Below are 20,832 nucleotides of genomic sequence, written 5' to 3'. Positions count from 1 at the left end.
CTAATCCATGTCTTTGGATATTTCAAAGAAAACAAAAAAGGAGATAAGGTCTACAAGAATTTTATAGTTAAATCACTAAACAAAATAGAAAATAAGAAAGAAAACGAGGAGGAATAATATGGAATTTTTTACAGCTGGAGTTGGAGTTTTAAAGACAATTGTAACTGCAATTGGTGCAGGTTTAGGAGCATGGGGAGTTATCAACTTGATGGAAGGTTATGGTAATGATAACCGTGCGACACGTTCATAAGTGAAAAGCTTATGCACTAAGTCGAAGGACTGAAAGTTCAAAACTTAGGAGAACTGGCAATCTGATAGGTAGAATGACGGGGTAACGCCCTGAAATGCCTACACTGATACTCCGATTGGCAATGAAAATTAGACTATTTCATTGTCAAAAGCTCGGTGAAGTCGGCAGAGAGTAGCCGTAAGACTGATATTAACATCAGACACGAAAGCTGTTCAGAGGTGGACGGTGCTACCTATATGTCGGGTGTCGAATACGCATGGTGAGAATGTGTATACCAAAGCACTGACGTACTTCCGAATGTAAGGGTCTAAACGTTTGAATTTGCCTAACGGCAATTCCCATCAAAGATGGGGTGTTTGTGGATGAGTAAGAATGGTTGTTATGAAAATCCATATATCGTTACAGGCGATATGGTGAAAACTAAACACAGGCTTAGAGGAAGAACCTAAACGTATTCAAAGATAAGATTGTCGGAACGTGGTAAGCCAAGAGCATGGAAGCAGTCTAATGCTAATGAAGTGTTGAATGGGAAAATGACTGTAAAAAACAGCATATAACCATTCTTTATCTCGGTGAAAGTGGTGGCAAAGTACCTATGAAGCGAAAATAATAAGTTCGTGGAGGGATAGCCACCAGTCACAGGAAAGTACAAGAACTGAAATTAAGACAAACACAGCTTCGAGTATGACAAAGAAAATCAAATCCGAAAGGAGATGGTGACTGTGTCCACTTCGAAACAAACACTGAAACAAAACAAAATCCGTTATACGGAATACTATGACTTGCAAAAAGTCCTTGATGATTTATATGAAGATAGCGGTAATAATAAAGTATTTTCAAATTTAATGGAGTTGATAACTTCAAGAGAAAATATTAAACTTGCCTATCGTAGTATAAAAGGGAACAAAGGAAGTCATACGGCTGGGGTAGATGGCAGAACAATAAAACATCTATCAAGGCTAAATGAAGAAGAATACATTTCTCTCATACAAAAACAGTTTCATTGGTATAAGCCACGCCCTGTAAAGAGAGCGGAAATGCGAAAGCCTAATGGGAAAATTAGACCTTTAGGAATACCAACTATTGTAGATAGAATTGTACAACAATGTATCTTGCAAATATTAGAGCCGATATGTGAAGCCAAGTTTCATGACAGTTCCTATGGGTTTCGACCTAACAGGAGTACGGAACACGCTATTGCAGAATGTGCAAGACTAATGCAGATACAGCACTTACACTATGTAGTCGATATTGATATACAAGGATTTTTCGATAACGTATATCATGCAAAGCTCATAAGGCAGCTTTGGAATTTAGGAATCCAAGACAAAAAGTTACTTTGTATCATTAAGGAAATGCTTAAAGCAGACATAGTTATGCCCGATAAAAAGGTAATTACACCAACAAAGGGAACACCACAAGGCGGAATATTATCACCGCTACTATCTAATGTAGTCTTGAACGAATTAGATTGGTGGGTTTCATCTCAATGGCTGACAATGCCTACGCATTATCCATATAAACAGAGAACGAACAGTCAAGGAACAGAGATAAAAAGCCATACTTACAGAGCTTTAAGAACAAGCAACCTAAAAGAAATATACATTGTAAGGTATGCTGATGATTTTAAGATATTTTGCCGTAATTACTACGATGCAAAAAGAACCTATCAGGCAGTTACAAAAAGGTTGCAAGACCGATTAAAACTAAATGTGAGTGAAGAAAAATCTAAAATAACAAATCTAAAACAAAGGTATTCGGAGTTCTTAGGATTTAAGCTTAAGGTTAAACCAAAAGGCAAAAAGTTTGTTGTACAGTCGCATATAAGTGATAAGGCACTGAAAAATGCACAAGAAAATATTTCTAAATGTGTTGCGGATATAAAAAGACCTGCAAACAAAAAGGAACAGTACAAAGCAATAGCCAAGTATAATGCCACTGTTTCAGGCTTGCATAATTACTACCAAATAGCAACAAATGTAAGTTTGGACTTTGCTAAAATAGCCTTTCACATTAAAAAGCAGATGAACAACAGACTTGATATTAAAACCAGTGGAACGCTAAACAAAGGATTTATCAAAGAAAAATATGGAAAAAGTAAACAGCTTCGCTTCCTTAATGGACATCCGCTAATTCCAGTTGGATATATTAGGACAAAGGACGCAAAACACAAGAAAAAGGTTGTAAATAAATACACTGTAAAGGGCAGAGCTTTTATTCATAAAAATCTGCAAATCGATGTAGATACACTTGTTTGGTTGATGAGACATCCTGTACTTGATAAGAGTATAGAGTTTGCAGACAACAGAATCTCGCTCTTTGCAGCTCAATATGGCAGATGTGGGGTAACAGGTGTAAAACTTACACCAAACGATATACATTGCCATCACAAGATACCGCTTGAACAAGGCGGTACAGACAGTTATAGCAACTTAATTCTTGTTACAGAAGCAGTTCATATACTTATCCATGCAACAAAAGAAGATACAATCCAAAAATATATAAAAGAGCTTGGCTTAACGGTCAAGCAGATCGAGAAATGTAATAAGCTTAGAAAAATGGCAGGATTGCCACTAATTTAGAAAAAAATAATTTGTTACGAAGTGTGTAAGTCTTAGTTAAAACGTGAAAATCTTTCTTGTGATGGAACGCCGTGTGCGGTGAAAGTCGCATGCACGGTGTGAAGTGGGGGAAAATCCGGAGATAACATCAAAGGATTACCTATCACTATCTGGTAAACTCCTATCCACTACAGGTATGACAGGAAAACAAATGGAAAAGATGGTCTTTGGAGAAGGAAAAATATTGTTTAAAAATATTTTCTTAGCCTATATCTTTATGTTCATTATGGGAATTGCACTTAGAGCCTACAGGAGCAACTATGAACTAGAATTTGCGATAAAAGGTCTTATAGCAAATATAAATTATATCCCTCTAATAGTAGTATTTGTATTTATGATTACAGGAGTTTTAGTATCAATAAAAAGTGGTCTTAAAACAATAAACGAAAACTCAGATAATACTTTTAAGAGTATATAAGTAAAAGGCTGTGAGCATTAAACTCATAGCCTTTACCATGTAATTTAAAGAATTCTAAACCAGTTTCTCTTTCAATGAGCATTATGTATGGCTGTTTTTTTAGTTCTAAAATGATATTATAATTATAAGATGCTTATTGATTAATATATTTCCACATATGAGGTTTTTGAGAAATATTAAACCTTATCCACACTAACACCCAAGCCACGTGGAAGCAATAGCTATTCTTTCAAAAGAAATTGGGTAAATTAGACTTAAAAAAGAAAATAATTGTACTGAGATAGCATTACAATAAAACGAAAATGGAGATGAAAATCATGAAAAAATATATTGGAATAGTATTCGTTTTAATAACTATTTTGTCATTAACTGCATGTGGCAGTAATGGCAGTAATAAAAAAATAGTTCTACCAAAAGCCGAAGAAATAAAAGAAATTGAAATTATGAAAAACACTTCAGAAGAAATTTTGAAAATTGAGAATAAAGAAGAAATATCCGGCATAATTGAAGATATTAAGGAAAACACCAATGATACCGGTAAGGAAAGTGTTAATGATCAACCCACAAATATAAAGGATTATATTATCGTTAAATTTCATTATAAAAATGCAGAAGAAAGTCTAAGCATTGCGTATTTATAGAAAGACAAAAACAGTCGTTATGTTGAACAGCCATATGCAGGTATTTGGAAGTTAAGAGAAGAAACATTTGATAGAATCAGTAGTAATTTGATTAAATAATGAGATTCAACCATCCGAGTTTATCGAACTTATCACCTTGACCTATTCCAACACACCAAGCCTTCTCAAGATCTCTGATTTTATCCATACTGACAACTCAAGCCACTCAGAATCGGTGGTTCTTCTTGTAAAAAAATAAAATGTTCAAAAAAACACCTACAAAAAATAGGTGTTTTTTATCTTCAAATACAATTTTCTTATAAAAATTTATTTAAAGCTATGAATCTTTAGTTCATTTTAGATTTATCTTTTACTGACAGGTAGACAGTTAACAATATACAGAAAAATCCTGCTAATTCTACTAGAGTGAATCTCATACCTAAAAATATTGAGGCAAGTAGGGTAGCGGAAGCTGGTTCTAGACATCCTATTAGGGTTGCCTTAACTGGTCCAATGTGTTTAACTCCTTCAAGAAAGGCAGAAAAGCCCACAGCTGTACCAACTATAATTATTACTGCAATCATTAACCAAGCTGTGAAGTCAAGATCCTCAGGTATGATCCAAGCTTTAGTTATTATAGATATGACTAGGCCACCTATTAACATTCCCCAACCAGTTACAAGTATATTGCCCCATTTAGAAATGATTGGTCGAGAAAAAAGTGTGTATGTTATAACTCCAACTGCAGATAGAAGTCCAAATATAAGTCCTGCAGGAGATATAGTCATATTTCTAGGATTTCCACCAGTTGAGATTAAATAGGTTCCAAAAACTGCAAGAAAAACTGCGATTACTTGTGAATCTCTCATTTTGGTTTTTGTAACTATGGACATAAATACAATCATTATGACCACGTTAAGACTTTGTAATACTGTTGCTGTTGCAGAGTCAGAATATTTTATAGCGCTTACAAAGGTGTACTGACACATTAAAAGTCCAAGGATTGCAAAGGCAAGAAGCCACGAAAGGTCCTTTGGTTGAGTCCAAATTTTTAGAATATTATTTTTTCCTTCTTTATTCTTAATAGCAGATATAATTAAAAGAACTATACCTGATAGAAGCATTCGAATAGCTGTTAACCAAGCTGAATCTAGTTCATAGTTCATAAAAAGATATTGACTGCATACGCCTGATATACCCCAGCTCATTGCACCAAATGATGCAAAGAACAAACCTCTCATGGTATTATTCTTCTCCAATAAAATTTCCTCCTTATATTTCTTATATAATTTTGTTTTAAGAAATAAGTTAAAACTTATTTCATTTCATCTCCTAAATTTTTAAGTTTATCAATTTGCTCTTCTCTTCCAAGGATTATAAGAACGTCTCCAATTTTAAAGGTATAGTCTATTGGAGGGTTAAAGAGCATTTTCTCATCTTCAATCTTTTTTATAGCGAGAACAGTTAGACCTGTTTTTCTTGGAATTTCTGCTTCCATTAATGTTTTATTTTCCAGATAAGAACCCCTCTTTACTATAACCTCTTCAAGGTCAAGTTCCACGTCTCCCATTCTTGTAACTACATCAAGAAAAGAAATTATATTAGGACTTATCATTAAAGAAGCCATCCTATTTCCAGATATTTCCACAGCAGAAAGAGTTTTATTAGCACCAACTTTTAATAATTTTTCATTTCCTGATTTTGTAATTGAATTTGCTATTATATATATTTTATCGTTTAAGTTTCTAGCCGTTAGGACTGTAACAATATTATCAACTTCTGTATCTAAAACTGCTAAAAGTCCTTTAGCCTTTTCAACTCCTGCATGAAGCAATACACTTTCTTCTGTTGATTGTCCTTCTACAACTAAAATATTGTGGTGACTGTAATCGTTTAGGTCTTCACGATTATCTGTAATTACTACAAAATCTAAATTTTCAGATATAAATTTTTTTATTATTACTTCTGCAAGCTCTCCTGATCCACATATTATATAGTGATCATTTAGAGAAGAAATTTTTCTATCCATCTTATTTCCCTTCCATAAATCAGAAACCTTACCTTCCACAAACATGGCAACAACAGTTGTAAATGCATAACCAACAATACCTACACCTAAAAATATCATTAGAACTGAAAATATTTCTGAAGCGTTATTTGTTGTACCAACTTCACCGAAGCCAACGGTAGACACAGTTATAACTGTCATATATAAGGCATCAACAAGATCTACATCCAATAAAATTTTATATCCCAAGGTGCCTATAATAAGCAAGAGGGAAAATGCATATCCTATAAATTTAAGTTTTCTCTTTTCGTCCATAAGCTTCTCCTATAATTGAGATTATATTATAATTTTATATAAAAGACTAGAATAATAAGTACTTATATTTGTATTATAAATTATCTATTTTAATAATTAATAAAATGGGAAACTATATAATATATGAGTTAATTGGAAAGGGGTCCTTTTATGGCGAAAAATTATACAAAAAATCTAATAAAGCAAGAATTTATAAAACTTTTGAATAAAAAGAGTTTACATAATATCACTGTGACTGAGATAGCAAAACAATGCAAAATAGAAAGAAAAACTTTTTATTATCATTATGAAAATTTACCACAACTTGTTAAAGAAATTTTTGATGAAGAACTTGAAGATGTAATTGAAGAATTTAATGAAACCCTATCTTGGGAAGAGAGTTTTATCTCTGCTACAAAATTTATCTTAGAAAATAAAAAAGTTGTAAAGCATATGTATGAATCTGATTATAAAATTGAATTAGAAAAATATATATTCTCCTTATCTGGAGAGATTATGAAAAAGTATGTTGAAAGAGTTGCTAAAGATACCAATGCTCAAGAAATTGACATAAAACTTATTGCATTTTTTTACCAATGTGCCCTTAGCTCATCACTCATCCAGTGGGTGGCAACTGATATGAAGACAGATCCTAAGATAGTTACGCGCAGGTTGGGAGAATTAATGGACGGAAATATATTAGAGGCCTTAAAGCGAAGTGAAAATTTAGAAAAACTTACCCAAAATTTTGAAATTGAGTAAAAATAACCCAAGAATCCTCTTTTGGGAGATGATACTTTATCAGAACAATGTTTTAATAAAGATAGAAGAAATAATAAAGAATTAATGAAGGAGGATGTTATGGAACTAAAGACTCATGATAAAAGATTACAACTTACTAATGGAGATTTTCAAAGATTAGTAAAGGCTAGAAAGCCAGCTGGTATTGAAAAAAAATCAGCTTACCTAGTAGGAACAGGAATTGCAGCACTTACTGCAGCTTGTTTCTTAATTAGAGATGCTCACATGGAAGGTAAAAAAATTACTTTCTTAGAACAATTAGATATCCCTGGTGGTTCACTTGACGGTGACTACATGGATACTAGAGGATATGTTGCTCGTGGCGGTAGAGAAACTGGAGCTCACTTCGAATGCCTATGGGATATTTGGAGTTCAATCCCAAGTTTAGAAGACCCAGAAATGAGTATTCTTGATTCTTATTTCTACACTAACTACGACGATCCAAACTTTAGTAATTGCCGTATCACTCATAAACAAGGTGAACGTTATGACGATGGTAAATTTAATCTAACTCAAGATCAAGTTAAAGAAATTGCAGAACTTTGCATGACTCAAGATGAACTACTTGAAGATAAGACTATAGAAGATATATTCTCAGATGGACTTTTAAACTCAGACTTCTGGACTTATTGGAGAACAATGTTTGCCTTTGAAAACTGGCACTCTGCTCTAGAAATGAAATTATATTTAAATCGTTTTATCCACCACGTTGGAGGACTTACAAATTTATCTGCCCTTAGATTTACAAGATATGACCAATACAATTCAATTGTAAAACCAATGGTTAAATACCTTGAAAATCACGGATGTAAATTCCAATATAATATTAAGGTAACTGATGTTGACTTTGATATTTCAGAAAATAGAAAAGTAGCAACAAAAATCATAGCTGAAGATAAAGATGGAAATGACAAGTCTATTGACTTAACAGAAAATGATCTTTTATTTATAACTAACGGATCTATGACAGAAAACTCAAGTTATGGTGATGACAACACACCAGCAGAACTTAGTGACGAACAAACTGGTTGCTGGGAAATGTGGAAAAACATCGCTAAAAAATCTGATGACTTTGGTAACCCTGAGGTATTCTGCTCAGATGTAGAAAAGAGTAACTGGGAATCTTGTACAGTAACTTGTCACGATGAATCAGTTCCAAAATATATTGAAAAAATTACAAAGAGAAGCCCTTATGGTGGAAAAACTGTAACAGGTGGTATTGTAACTTGTGTTGATTCAAGCTGGTTAATGTCTTGGACAATTAATAGACAAGGCCAATATCCAGAACAACCTGAAAATGATGTTGCTGTATGGGTTTATGGTCTATTCACAGATGTTGAAGGTGACTACATCAAGAAGAAAATGAGAGATTGTACTGGTAAGGAAATTACAAAAGAATGGTTATACCACATTGGTGTTCCTGTAAATGAAATTGATGCACTTGCTGAAACATGTACAGCAGTACCTGTCATGATGCCTTATATCACATCTCAATTTATGCCAAGAAAATCAGGCGACAGACCTTACGTAGTTCCAAAGGGTGGAGTTAACTTTGCTTTCTTAGGACAATTTGCAGAAACTCTTGATGATCCAGGAAGAGATACAGTATTCACAACAGAATACTCAGGAAGAACAGCAATGGAAGCAGTTTATGTACTTTGCGGAGTAGAAAAAGCTGTACCAGAAGTATTCGCATCAAGATATGATTTAAGATACCTTCTAAACGGAATGGTTGCATTATCAGATGGCGAAAAGCCACATCTTCCACTTTCACCATTACAAAAAATGAAAGTTGCAAAACTTATTAAGGGTACAGATATAGAAGAAATGTTAAAAGAATTTAATATAATCTAATTATTAATAATAGATTATAAAAAGTTAAAAACTTGGGGCGGTTTAAAAATCGCCCTTTTTTTAACTTGAATATTAGGGAGGATTCTCATGAAGAATAACAACTTGGATAAGCAAGCTATACCTACTTTAGAAGAAATACAAAGATTATACGAAGATGTCTTAAGAGAAGATGAGACTGAAGAAAAATTTTCTAAAGTAGAATCAGGAGAATTTTTTAAAAACTTTAGAAAATATGAAGAAAAATCAGATCGTATTAGACAGGAAAATCACTTAATAAAGAAATACCAAGATTTTTTAAAAGAAGAGAGAAATAAACAAAGAAAAATAATAGAAGAACTTGAAAACTTAATTGAATATGAAAAGTTTTTCTTGGAGTTGGAGAGAAATAAGAATAAGGAATTATATAATAGTAATTTTTTCGGAAGCACACTAGCCACTAGATACAGGATAAATAAAATAAAAGAATATGAGAGAAAATTAAAAGAGATTATAAACTCATCACCTGATGCCTGGGAATTTTATTATCATAGACAACTAATGAAAGATATTAAAACTGGTTACAACAAGGGTCTTGTAGAGGTTAAGTATGTGCTTGATGCAAAGAAAAGAATTATAAGTTCTTTAAAGCAAGGCACCCCTGTATATATAATTGGTCATCTAGGTAGTGGTAAGACTCAAATAGCAAGAGAAGCAGCTATTGAGTTTACAATAGGAAATATTATCCAAAAAGAATTAGAAGAAGATCTAGATAATTGGTTTTTAAAAAATACTAATGCTACTGAAGAAGAGGCTATCGAAAAATTCAAAGAACTAAGAAAAGTTAAACTTAAGCACTATAAAAATCTTTTAAGAGAAGGTAATCGTGAAGAAGTAGAGGCAATCTATCCATACTTTATTTCTGGATCCTACAACCTAACTTATGAAGATATGTTTGTAGAAAAGACACTTTCTCTTGAGAAAGCTTCTTCCAATGAAAGTAATTTGGAACTAATTGATGAAGTTGTGGACCAATACTTTAGCTGGATTAAAGCCCATGGTAAGGACTTAGAAAATCTAGACTCTGAAAAACAAGACCTTATTAAGTCTAAACTTTGGGATAGTATTTCTGATATTTTTATAGCTAGAAACACAACTTACGGAACTGTAGTTAAGAAGATTGAAAGAGAAATTTTGTTGGCAGTTAAAAATGGAAGACCCGTTATTATAGATGAACTTAACACTATTGCCATGCAAAACTTAATTGGTCTTAATGACATCCTTCAAAGTAAAATTGGATCTAAGGCCTATGTTACAGGTATTGGTCCAGTGAAAATAAAAAAAGGATTTGGTCTCCTAGGAACAGGAAACCTATCGACTGAGTCTGTAAGCTATGAAGGTACAAATGAACTAAATCCAGCTTTTAAATCTCGTTTCCAAACAATAGAATATAATTATGTAAATCAGAATACTATTGGTTCCTTAAAAAATCAAAGTGATAATAAGAAAAATGAATTATTTAGAATATTACTTGTGAGACTTGCAGATAACAATGGAAACCTCCATCTTCCAACTCCTAGAAGGACCTTAGAAGAAATATTTAGACTCTCACAACTTTCAAGAGTGACACAAGAAGTATTTATGGGAAAACTAATATCCGAAGAAGGTGAAAACTCATCAGAAGATATTCCTGAACTTAAAGAATCAGTTTTATCACTTAGAAATATTTTAAGAGTTTTAGATAATTGGAATCTTGGAGAAGAAAAAGACTTGAGTCTTGCCTTATGGGATGGATTCATTAGTTCCATAACAAGTCCACAAGACCAAGCCTATATCCTATCTCAAGCTGTGCGATTTGGTTTCTTTAAAGAATCTGAAGGATGGACAATTAGAAACCAAAATCTTGGAAAAGTAACTTTAGAATATGATGAGATAAGAACTAGGCCTTATGAATATACAAGAGGGGAAACTGAATCCTTATCATATCTTGACTTGATCAGGATTTTATTTGGTCCTCAACCAAAAAGAGAAAAATTACCAGCTTATTTTAAAGATTTTATTGATGATATCAAGGATAAAGATAATATTTCTATTGAAGAGTATGAAGATTTGAATAAAAGATTAAATAAGTTAGAACACTCTAAATTTCTATTAGATTATTTAATAGACTTAGGAAAAGAAGGAAAATGAAGTTCTCTATTACTACAAAAGAATTTGAAGAAAACTTAATAAAATTAAGAGAAGAATTAAATAATAGTTTACTAAAAGGCAAGAAAGTAAGTGATGATTTCGAAGACGAATTATTGGAGCTCGAAGAAAAACAAAAGGAAATGGAGAAAGAACTACTGTCTTATTATAGGTCTTATGGTGACAATATCTATAAAAGTAAGATTGAAATTACTTCAATAAAGCTAGAAGGTTCTTTTGATCCTGAATCTTATTTAAAATCTTCTTTAAAAATTGATGAAGACATATTTTTATTTTCCTATATAAACCAAAAACTTCATTTTGCTAGGATACTTGATGAAGGCGTTGAAAGAATAGAATTAAGTCAAGCTGTTAAAAACATTGAAGACCTTATTATTTATATGAAAAAAATTAATGATAATAAAATTTTAGCTTTTTCCATAAGTGGGGGAATTTATATCTTAAGCTATGAAGATATTGACAGTGTTTTTGAGAATATTAATAGCTTAAAGATATATAAATTTAAAACATATTTTAAGGGATTTGAAAATGTGATTAAATTAGGAAATAATAAATTTTTATTACAGACTTTGAAAAATGACCTTACACTATTAGAATTTAATGAAGACTATTCTGACTTTAAATTTATTATTGAGGAGGAGATTTCCATAGAAGAAGATGAAATATCCTCTTTAGTGGGAATAGGAGACTCAAAATTTTTAATGGGCACTAGAGAGGGCTTCCTCTTAGAAGGAGAATACAAAACAGATCATATTAGCGTGAAGGAAAAGATAAAAATCTTTGAGGGACCTCTTAATAAATTATGGATTTTAGAAAATTTCAATCTTCAAAAAGAATATTGTGCTTGTTTAGGAAATGATGGAAACTTTGCTCTCTTTAATTTCAAAAAAAATAAATTTATAAAATTAAAGAGTGAAAAAATTGCGGGAAAGCTTTTTGAAATAAAAAGCAAGAATGGAACTAGTATCTTCTTGAGTGAAGACGGACTTGCATATGTTCTTGAAGAAAAAATGGGAGAATGGGAGTTAAATAAGGACCTAACGAAACCTGACCTTTTTATTGTAAATGTAATGGCAAAAGATTCATCATCCTATTTGTGTCTTGATATTTATGGTAATTTTTTAAATATTAAAATAGACCAATTGGATTCAATTGAAAAATTATATAATTTAGAATTATTCTAAAGGGAGGGAGATAAATGTTTGGAATTAATAAGGAATCCTTAGATGAAAGAAAATTAAAAAAAGAATCCCAAGAAAATCTCAAATGTTTTATAGAAAAACAAAAGCAATCTCTCTCTACCTTTACAAGAGAACCAGGACTTAGGTACATTGGATTAGAAAAACTAGAAAAGTTCTCCTTTAAACCCAAGGAAGGTGTACTTTATCTACCCTTATCAGTCTTTATTGAAGAAGATCTAGATAACAGTGAAGTATTGTGGCATATCTACTATGAATTAGCCCTTTATCCAGATTGGAAGAAAAATGCGATTCTATATTTAGAAAGAGAAAAAGCTTGGAAGAATGAAATAGACAAAATGACTTTTTATATTTATAAAAAAGTTAATGAGCTTTTAAAAGAAGACAATAAAATCGAGAAAAAATACTTGAGAGAGTATGTAAAAAAAGAAATTTTAGATTTTTTATTTGAAATTGATAAATATACAAGGTTTTTAAGAGTTCTTGAATCTTGTCCTCAGTACAGAGATGAAGAAGAAAAAGGAAAAATCTTAAATTATATGAAAGAGACAAAAGATAAGGATGAAATCTTTTCTGATTTAAACCATCATGGATTTTCCAAGAGTTTTTTATTCTATAGTCTCTATAAGGACGATGAAAATTATAAATCTAAAATATTAGAAAAATTTGATTCAAAAGTCTTATCTAAATCTATTTATGAATTTTTAAACAAGGAACTTATAAAAGAAATAAATGATGATAAAGGAATAGTAGAAAGAGATCCTCTAATAAAAGCTTTTATATATCCAAGTTTTAAAAAATTTTGGTTAGAAGAAATTGATTCCATGACAACTAGGTCTAGCGATGGCGAAAATGATGGAGAAAAGTTCTTTGAAGAAAGTCGAGATAAATCTCAAGGAAGTAAACTTGAGTCTAGTAGGGAAGATGTAGAAGAAAGTTTAAAAGAACTTATAAATCAAGAACCTAAAAATATATCTTCACTTGATGACTTTGATGAATCTGATTTAAAGTCCTATGGAATAAGTGAAGATGAAATTGATCTATATAATTTTTACCTAAACAAAACAAAAACACAGAGAGAAGAGATGCGTAAGTTTTGGAAAAAATTAATTGGATCTGCAAAAAAAGAAATAAATGTAGAAAAGAATAGACAAGCAAAAGGGAAGATCAATGTAAATGATTTAATTTATAGTTTTCCAGATTTTGTTGAGGCAGAGCAAAGGGCAAATTATAAGAATCTTAAAATTTTTGATAAAAATTTCTTAGAGTCACAAAATAAATTATTACCAGAAAAAGTCGAAATTTCATTCCTAATAGACAACTCTGGTTCAATGAATAAAGAAAAAATCGAAGCAACTAGAAAAACTCTAGCAGTTAGTCTTTTATCTATCCAAGATTTTAATAGGTACTTGCAAATTGAAGCGGGAAAGACTAACCAAAAAATTGAAGTTTTAACAGAGTCTTGGTTCTTTGGGAAAAGTCATTACAAAATTAAGGATTTTGACGATACCAATGATTTAGAAAAAAGTAAAATAATTTCTTCCATAGTCAAAGTTGATGCAAGTGATGGGACAACAGATGACGGAGCCTGTCTTAGAGAAATCTATAAAAATATAAGCCCTGAGCAAAAAAGAAGAATAAAATCTAAAAAGGAATATAAAATAATTTTTGAAATAACTGATGGTGCCTCCACTTTTCCTGGAGCAACAAAAAAAATTGTGAAAAAATTAGTGAAGGAAGACGTAGAAATTTATGCAATTCAAATAGGTAAAATCTCACAGATTGATAGTAAAACCTTTAATTATATTTGGAATGACTCCTTCAAATATCCTCACGGAATTATCTTAGGAGAAGAGGTCCACAAATTAACAGAAGAACTTTTAAAAGTTGTCAAAAAAAATTTGAAGTCTATTTTTCATTCATAATTTAAAATTTATAAAAATCTCTCGGCTTTTATAAACCAAGAGATTTTTTTCCTTAATGGCGTAAAATAATAGTATGTCTTTATTTTGGAGACTTTACATTTAATTATTTTGGAGAATTTTAAAGTAAACATGGAAATATAAAGCTTCATAAAACTAGTAAATTTGAAATTTAATATCATTGTGGTAATATATAAGGGTTAATAAATTGAAAGAAGATTAAGGAGAACAAATGAATAAGAAAACCATAAGCATAATACTGGCCTATGTTGGCGTACTTACAGGAGCAGGCCTGGCCAGTGGTCAAGAAATTATGCAGTACTTTATTTCCTTTGGCAAGCCAGGTCTTTTTGGCCTAGTAGCAATTGGAATACTTCACATTTTTGTCGGTGGCATTATACTTCAACTGGGAAGCCACTTTATAGCTGAAAGTCACATAGACGTTTTAGAAGAAGTTTCAGAAAAATTCGTAACAAAGTTTATGGATTTTGCTCTGCTTCTAAATTGTTTTTTAATGGGCTTTGTAATGATAGCAGGAGCTGGTTCAAACTTAAATCAACAGTTTGGATTGGCGCCTTGGGTTGGATCACTAATTTGCACAATATTAATTATTGTAGTGGGAATGATGGACTTCGAAAAGGTAACTAAGGTAATTGGAGTTTTTACTCCACTGATTTTAGTCTTCACTTTAATAGGAGGATTTCATACAATAATAAATGCTAGCCCAGATTTCAATGCCTTAGACGCTCTTGGCAAATCAATACCATCATCTTTACCTAATGTTGCCCTTTCAACTATAAACTATTTTGGACTTTGTATGATTTCAAGTATTTCTATGGCCTTTGTACTAGGCGGTACTAGGACAGACTCATCTCAAGCAAGAGTTGGGGGAATGCTAGGTGGTAGTCTTGTAGCCATACTAACAGGATTAGTTGGAATCACAATATTTTTAGGCCTTAATGACGTAATTGATGCAGACATACCTATGCAGATAATACTAAACAATATTAATCCATACTTAGGGCTTGCAATGTCATTAGTAATCTTTGGAATGATATTTAATACAGCAATTTCATTATTTTATTCAGCTGCGAGAAGGCTTTCTCTTACAGAAGAAAAATTCAAAAGAAATCTAGTAATTTTCACCCTATTAGGATTTGGACTTTCATTTATGGGTTTCAAAAAACTCATGGCAATACTATATCCTATACTTGGATTTTTAGGCACTGCCTTAATTATAATTCTAGTTGTAGCCTGGTATAAGGAGAGAGATTCAATAAAGTCAGAAAGTAAAAAGCGTGACCAGATGGAAGAGCTAACAAGAAAAAAATTAGATGATGATGAAGAATTTAGCAAAAAAGATAGAAGAAAGTTAAATGAACTTGCTGAGTCATCTATTATTGACGACGATAAAATAAAGGAAGCCGTTGAAGAAGAAATAGAAGAAGAATTGGAAGATGAAAATAATAACGACAATGAATAAAAAGAAGACTGGAGAGGTTTTAAAACTTCATCCAGTCTTTTTCTTTTAAATTAATTTATTTTTTCTTTTTCATGGAACCAAGGATTCCTCTTGCAATCTCACGACCAATAGATCTTGTTATAGTTCCAATCATGGAATCAATTCCTTTATCGATGTAAGATTTTTGCTTACGAGAAGCTTTTTTCTCTTTTTCCAATTCTTTTTTACGAAGTTCGTACTCTTTTTCTCTAGCTTTATCAATCTTATCTCTTTCAATCCTTTCCTTGAGAATTTCATAAGCAGACTCTCTGTCTACGGAAGTCTTGTATTTTGAATAAAGAGAAGAAGATTCTACGAGAGACCTTAGTTCAACATCATTTAGACTTGAAAAAGAAGAATGAGGTGGTAAAATTAATGCCTTGTCAGCAAAACTTGGTGCGCCATCTTCATCTGGGAAGGAGACAATAGCTTCACCAGTCCTTAAATTAATGATTTCTTCCTTTAAGTCCATGGACTCATCTTGTCTAAAGCTATCAGCTACAGACTTAATAGTTTTTAATTCTTTAGGGGAGTATGCCCTTAGCTGATGGATAATTCTGTTTGAAAGTTGAGAAGATACTTCTTCCGGAATATCTAAAGGATTTTGTGTTATAAAAAAGACACCAACCCCCTTACTGCGAACAAGCCTTACAACTTGAATTATTTTTTCCTTTAAAACATTAGGAGTATTCTTAAAAAGCAAATGAGCTTCGTCAAAGAAGAAGACTAGCTTAGGTTTTTCCAAGTCACCAACTTCTGGGAAGTTCTCATAAATCTCTGAAAGAAGATACAAGAGGAGCATTGAGTATAAAAGAGGGTTAGTAATTAATTTATCCGCCTTTAAAATATTTACAAGACCCCTGCCCTTAGAATCAGTTTTTATAAAATCACTAATATCAATTGCAGGCTCGCCAAAAAATAAACCGCCGCCAGCATCTTCTAGTAAGAGAAGCTTTCTTGAAATAGCGGACAAGCTTTGACTGGCTACATTGCCATAAGTTTTGCTAACTTCCTCACGGTTATTACTTACATAATTTATAACTTCCTTTAAGTCCTTTAGATCAATTAGGAGTAAACCTTCACTGTCAGCGACTCTAAAGATTATATTTAAAACTCCCATTTGAGTGTCATTGAGGTCCAAAATATTTGAAAGCATGAGAGGACCCATTTCAGAAATAGTTACCCTAAGTGGAATTCCTCCTTCTTGATAGACATCCCAAAGGTTAAGAGGGTAGGGCTTGAAATCAAAATCAGATATCCCAAGTTCATCAAGTCTCGACTCTAGATTTTCATTCATCTCTCCAGCCTTAGAAATATTTACAAGATCTCCCTTAACATCAGCAAGTATACTTGGAACACCAGCATCAGATAAACCTTCAGTTAAGACTTTTAAAGTAACAGTCTTTCCAGATCCTGTTGCACCACTAATAAGTCCGTGCCTATTTACTTTATTTAAAAATATATAATTTTCAGATTTTCCTTTTCCAATTAAAATTTTATCCATAAGAGCCTCCGCAATAACTTTATAATATAATTTTATTATAACAGAGAAAAGACTTGATAAAATAAGATTTTATAAATGATATAATAAACTAAAAGATTGAGAGGTCATGTTATGGAATACTTAAAAGAAATTTATAAAATAAAAACTGAAGACTTTGAAGAAAATTCATACTTAAGAAACATTCCTTCACTAAAAAATTTCCAAGATTTAAAAATAGAGAAGCCAGTTACCTTTTTTGTAGGAGAAAATGGGAGCGGTAAGTCAACTCTTCTTGAAGCAATAGCTGTTGCCCTAGGCCTCAACCCAGAAGGAGGATCTAAAAATTTTAACTTTTCAACAAAAGAAACTCATTCAGAACTTGGGAGCTTATTAGAAATAGCCAGGGGACCAAGGAGAGAAGAGGATGGATTTTTTCTTAGAGCCGAATCCTTTTATAACGTGGCAACAGAAGTTGAAGAATTGGCAGTGTCTGGTCCCGCAAATTTTTATGACTCTTATGGTGGAAAGTCACTTCATGATCAATCCCACGGCGAGAGCTTTAGGTCTTTAATCATAAATAGATTTAGACCCAAGGGACTTTATCTTCTAGACGAACCTGAGGCAGCACTTTCACCAACATCACAAATGTCTCTCCTCTGTGTAATAGATGAACTAGTGAAAAAAGACTCACAATTTATAATTGCAAGTCACTCTCCAATTATCCTCGCCTATCCCAATGCAGATATCTACGAGTTTAACGAAAATGGACTGGAGAGGACAACTTATAAAGAAACAGATTCCTATAGTGTGACCAAAGCATTCTTAGATGACCCTGAAAGAATGATGAACTTATTATTTGATGAAGAATTATAACTCGACTATGTCGGGTTATTTTTTTTAAAATTTTATAGACTAAGTAAATCTTGTGACTTGATAAATTAAAAAAATAATCATTAAGTTCTTCATAAAAAAAAGAAAGAAATCCACCACAAGAGAGAAATTTTTGGCATTTTTGATATAATTATATTATAGGAAAGGAGTTACTATGCTAACAGGTGAATTGAGAAACAAGGTGGACGCAATCTGGACAACTTTATGGACAGAAGGCTCGACAAATCCACTTACAAATATAGAACAGATTACATACTTATTATTTATGAAGGGCCTAGACCAGCTTCAACTTCAAAAGGAAGAAGATGCAAATCTTTTGGGCCTAGACTTTGAGACAATCTTCCCAAAGGACAAGCCAAATTACAGGTGGCATGTCTTTAAAAATCTTGGGTCAGCAACAGAAATGTTTGAACTCATGCAGGGAGAAATCTTTCCCTTTATAAAAAACTTGCAGGGAGAAGATGGTGACACTTCCTTCTCAAGATACATGAAGGAAGCAAACTTCCAAATCAATAAGCCACAAACCCTACAAAAAGTTGTGACAGCCATAGACCAACTTCCCACAGAAGACAACGACATCAAGGGCGACATCTACGAATACCTATTATCAAAACTTCAAACATCAGGTACCAATGGACAGTTCCGTACACCAAGACACATCATCAAGATGATGGTTGAATTAGTAGAGCCTAATGCAGAAGACGTCATTTGTGATCCTGCCTGCGGAACTTCGGGATTTTTGGTGGCGGCATCAGAATACCTTCGTGACAATGACAAGGACTTTATGTATGACCAGGCTAAGTCACACCACTTCCACAACGACATGTTCTACGGTTATGACATGGACAACACCATGCTTAGGATTTCTGCCATGAACATGATGCTTCACAATGTAGACAATCCCCAAATCAAATACCAAGATTCTCTTTCAGAAGACAACAAGGACAGGGCAAAGTATTCCCTTATACTTGCCAACCCACCCTTCAAGGGGTCTCTTGATTATGAATCAGTTGCCAATGACCTCTTGGCTAATATCAAGACAAAGAAGACTGAGCTTCTTTTTGTAGAATTAATTTTAAATATGCTAAGGTCTGGAGGAAGGGCAGCAGTAATTGTTCCTGACGGTGTTCTCTTTGGTTCATCAAAAGCCCACAAGGACCTCCGAAAGGAATTGGTGGAAAACAATGACTTAAGGGGAGTTATCTCCATGCCAAGTGGAGTATTCAAACCCTATGCAGGAGTTTCTACTGCAGTTTTGATTTTCGTCAAGACCAATAAGGTTGGTAACACAAAAAAAGTTTGGTTCTACGACATGGAGGCAGACGGCTATTCACTTAACGACAACAGGACGCCAATAGAAGAGAACGACATACCAGATATAATTGAGGCTTTCATAAACTTAAGTGACCAAGAGGACAAGCCTCGCACAGGCAAGTCATTTATGGTTGATAAGGAAGAGATAGCAGAAAATGACTACGACCTTTCCATCAACAAGTACAAGGAAATAGAATATGAAGAAGTGGAATACGACCCACCTCAAGTTATTATAGAGAAGATAGAGTCCCTGGAAAGAGAGATCCAGGATGGGCTTGAAGACTTAAAGAAGATGCTTGGTGATATGTAATGGAATGGGTTAAACTAGGCGACATAGCTGATATTAATTCAGGGGGAACTCCAAGAAGGTCAAATTTATCTTATTGGAAAAATGGGAATATTCCATGGATAAAAATTTCTGATTTAAAAGAAAAATATGTAAATAAGTCAGAAGAATTTATTACTGATGACGGATTAAACAACTCGTCAGCTAAAATGTTTGTTGAGGGAACAATACTTTATACAATTTTTGCAACGATTGGAGAGGCTGCAATTTTAAAAATACCTGCAACAACGAACCAAGCTATAGCAGGAATAAATATTACAAATGACTCTTATAATGTCGAATACATTTACTACTATCTGTTATCAATAAAAGAAAAAATAAAAAAAGAAAGCAGAGGAGTAGCCCAAAACAACATTAATTTAACAATACTCAAAAATTTAAAAATACCATCAATAAACAAGTTAAAGCAGAATGAAGTTGTAAATACTTTAAAACAAATAGAAAAATTAATTGAGATAAGAAAAGAACAAATTCAATCTTATGATGATTTAATTGAAAGTTTATTTTTTGAAATGTTTAAAAAGTATAATACTAAATCTGTAAATCTTGGGGACTTATTTGAACTAAAAAGTGGCTCAACTCCATCAAGAAAAAATAATGAATATTGGAATAAAAATGATATACCATGGATAAAGTCTAATCAAGTAAACAATAATTTCATTTTCAATACAGAGGAGTATATTTCTCAAGAAGGTTATAAAAATTCAAGTTTAGAAATTTATCCAGAAGATACTGTTTTAATAGCAATGTATGGACAAGGAAAGACGCGTGGTCAAGTAGGAATTCTGAAATTTGAATCTACTACGAATCAAGCTGTTGCTGCACTAATTCCTAACAAGATATCTAACATGACTTTCATATTTTATTTGTTAAAGACGAAATATGAAGAATTACGAGGTCTTAGCCAAGGTGGCAATCAAAAAAATTTAAGCTTAAAAATACTTAAAAACTTTAAAATATTCAACCCACCAATTGAACTACAAAATAAATTTGCTGACTATGTAATAAAAATAGAAGAAGAAAAGAAAAAGCTGAATTCATCTTTAAAAGAACTTGGAGATCTATTTGACGCTCTTATGCAGGATGCTTTTTCTGGAAATTTATTTAAGGACTGAGAAGGGAGGTA

General features: G+C 32.4%; 14 protein-coding genes and 3 pseudogenes. 14 read left to right on the top strand and 3 right to left on the bottom strand.

Features of this window, described 5'->3' with window-relative positions:
- From HMPREF3023_RS04925 to HMPREF3023_RS04910, 5 genes and pseudogenes are all read left to right on the top strand, one after another.
- Positions 1-117: pseudogene (locus tag HMPREF3023_RS04925) on the top strand (single-stranded DNA-binding protein); the annotation flags it as partial.
- 1 nt (position 118) lies between these two features.
- A pseudogene (locus tag HMPREF3023_RS09210) lies at positions 119-247 on the top strand (Maff2 family mobile element protein); the annotation flags it as partial.
- Positions 248-972: 725 nt separating this feature from the next.
- Entirely contained in the window at positions 973-2,832 is a 1,860-nt protein-coding gene (gene ltrA / locus HMPREF3023_RS04920) for a group II intron reverse transcriptase/maturase (protein WP_070701309.1), read from the top strand.
- Positions 2,833-2,986: 154 nt separating this feature from the next.
- Positions 2,987-3,289: pseudogene (locus tag HMPREF3023_RS04915) on the top strand (ABC transporter permease); the annotation flags it as partial.
- Between the two features lie 317 nt (positions 3,290-3,606).
- A complete protein-coding gene (locus tag HMPREF3023_RS04910; RefSeq protein ID WP_246829183.1) occupies positions 3,607-3,930 on the top strand; it encodes a DUF5301 domain-containing protein in 324 nt (107 codons plus the stop codon).
- Between the two features lie 326 nt (positions 3,931-4,256).
- Here the strand turns inward: HMPREF3023_RS04910 and HMPREF3023_RS04905 are convergent, their stop codons facing one another.
- Both HMPREF3023_RS04905 and HMPREF3023_RS04900 read right to left on the bottom strand, forming a co-directional pair.
- The gene (locus HMPREF3023_RS04905; protein WP_083315516.1) at positions 4,257-5,168 is read right to left on the bottom strand and encodes a DMT family transporter; all 912 of its coding nucleotides are present in this window, start codon (positions 5,166-5,168) and stop codon (positions 4,257-4,259) included.
- Positions 5,169-5,224: 56 nt separating this feature from the next.
- Complete coding sequence (locus HMPREF3023_RS04900; RefSeq protein ID WP_070701307.1) at positions 5,225-6,232, bottom strand: potassium channel family protein; 1,008 nt, start codon at positions 6,230-6,232, stop codon at positions 5,225-5,227.
- Positions 6,233-6,382: 150 nt separating this feature from the next.
- Here HMPREF3023_RS04900 and HMPREF3023_RS04895 point away from each other — a divergent pair, with 150 nt between their 5' ends.
- From HMPREF3023_RS04895 to HMPREF3023_RS04870, 6 genes are all read left to right on the top strand, one after another.
- Positions 6,383-6,973 carry a TetR/AcrR family transcriptional regulator gene (locus HMPREF3023_RS04895; RefSeq protein WP_070701305.1) on the top strand — a complete coding sequence of 197 codons (591 nt, stop codon included), beginning with the start codon at positions 6,383-6,385 and terminating at the stop codon, positions 6,971-6,973.
- Positions 6,974-7,072: 99 nt separating this feature from the next.
- Positions 7,073-8,866: an oleate hydratase gene (locus HMPREF3023_RS04890; RefSeq protein ID WP_070701303.1), complete on the top strand. Its 1,794-nt coding sequence runs from the start codon at positions 7,073-7,075 to the stop codon at positions 8,864-8,866.
- A gap of 87 nt (positions 8,867-8,953) precedes the next feature.
- On the top strand, positions 8,954-11,032 hold the full coding sequence (locus HMPREF3023_RS04885) for a P-loop NTPase family protein (protein ID WP_070701301.1): 2,079 nt from the start codon (positions 8,954-8,956) through the stop codon (positions 11,030-11,032).
- Positions 11,029-12,234, top strand: coding sequence for a hypothetical protein (locus HMPREF3023_RS04880; RefSeq protein WP_070701299.1), 1,206 nt, complete (start codon positions 11,029-11,031; stop codon positions 12,232-12,234). Before HMPREF3023_RS04885 ends, HMPREF3023_RS04880 begins: the two co-directional genes overlap by 4 nt.
- A gap of 14 nt (positions 12,235-12,248) precedes the next feature.
- Positions 12,249-14,174, top strand: a complete 1,926-nt coding sequence (locus tag HMPREF3023_RS04875) for a vWA domain-containing protein (protein ID WP_070701297.1) — start codon at positions 12,249-12,251, stop codon at positions 14,172-14,174.
- Between the two features lie 229 nt (positions 14,175-14,403).
- The gene (locus tag HMPREF3023_RS04870; RefSeq protein WP_070701295.1) at positions 14,404-15,654 is read left to right on the top strand and encodes a YkvI family membrane protein; all 1,251 of its coding nucleotides are present in this window, start codon (positions 14,404-14,406) and stop codon (positions 15,652-15,654) included.
- A 55-nt stretch (positions 15,655-15,709) separates the two neighbouring features.
- On the opposite strand, the gene HMPREF3023_RS04865 is transcribed toward HMPREF3023_RS04870, so the two are convergent.
- Positions 15,710-17,176, bottom strand: coding sequence for a helicase HerA-like domain-containing protein (locus HMPREF3023_RS04865; RefSeq protein WP_070701293.1), 1,467 nt, complete (start codon positions 17,174-17,176; stop codon positions 15,710-15,712).
- Between the two features lie 111 nt (positions 17,177-17,287).
- On the opposite strand from HMPREF3023_RS04865, the gene HMPREF3023_RS04860 reads away from it, so the two are divergent.
- The 3 genes from HMPREF3023_RS04860 to HMPREF3023_RS04850 all read left to right on the top strand — a co-directional run bounded on the left by HMPREF3023_RS04860 (position 17,288) and on the right by HMPREF3023_RS04850 (position 20,821).
- Positions 17,288-18,028: an AAA family ATPase gene (locus HMPREF3023_RS04860; RefSeq protein WP_070701291.1), complete on the top strand. Its 741-nt coding sequence runs from the start codon at positions 17,288-17,290 to the stop codon at positions 18,026-18,028.
- 172 nt (positions 18,029-18,200) lie between these two features.
- Complete coding sequence (locus tag HMPREF3023_RS04855; protein WP_070701289.1) at positions 18,201-19,670, top strand: type I restriction-modification system subunit M; 1,470 nt, start codon at positions 18,201-18,203, stop codon at positions 19,668-19,670.
- Positions 19,670-20,821: a restriction endonuclease subunit S gene (locus HMPREF3023_RS04850; protein WP_070701287.1), complete on the top strand. Its 1,152-nt coding sequence runs from the start codon at positions 19,670-19,672 to the stop codon at positions 20,819-20,821. The genes HMPREF3023_RS04855 and HMPREF3023_RS04850 overlap by 1 nt, the downstream gene beginning before the upstream one ends.
- Positions 20,822-20,832: the final 11 nt, after the last annotated feature.

Source organism: Peptoniphilus sp. HMSC075B08, assembly GCF_001815405.1.
Taxonomy (GTDB): domain Bacteria; phylum Bacillota; class Clostridia; order Tissierellales; family Peptoniphilaceae; genus Peptoniphilus_A; species Peptoniphilus_A harei.
This window is presented reverse-complemented; position numbering and strand designations above follow the sequence as displayed.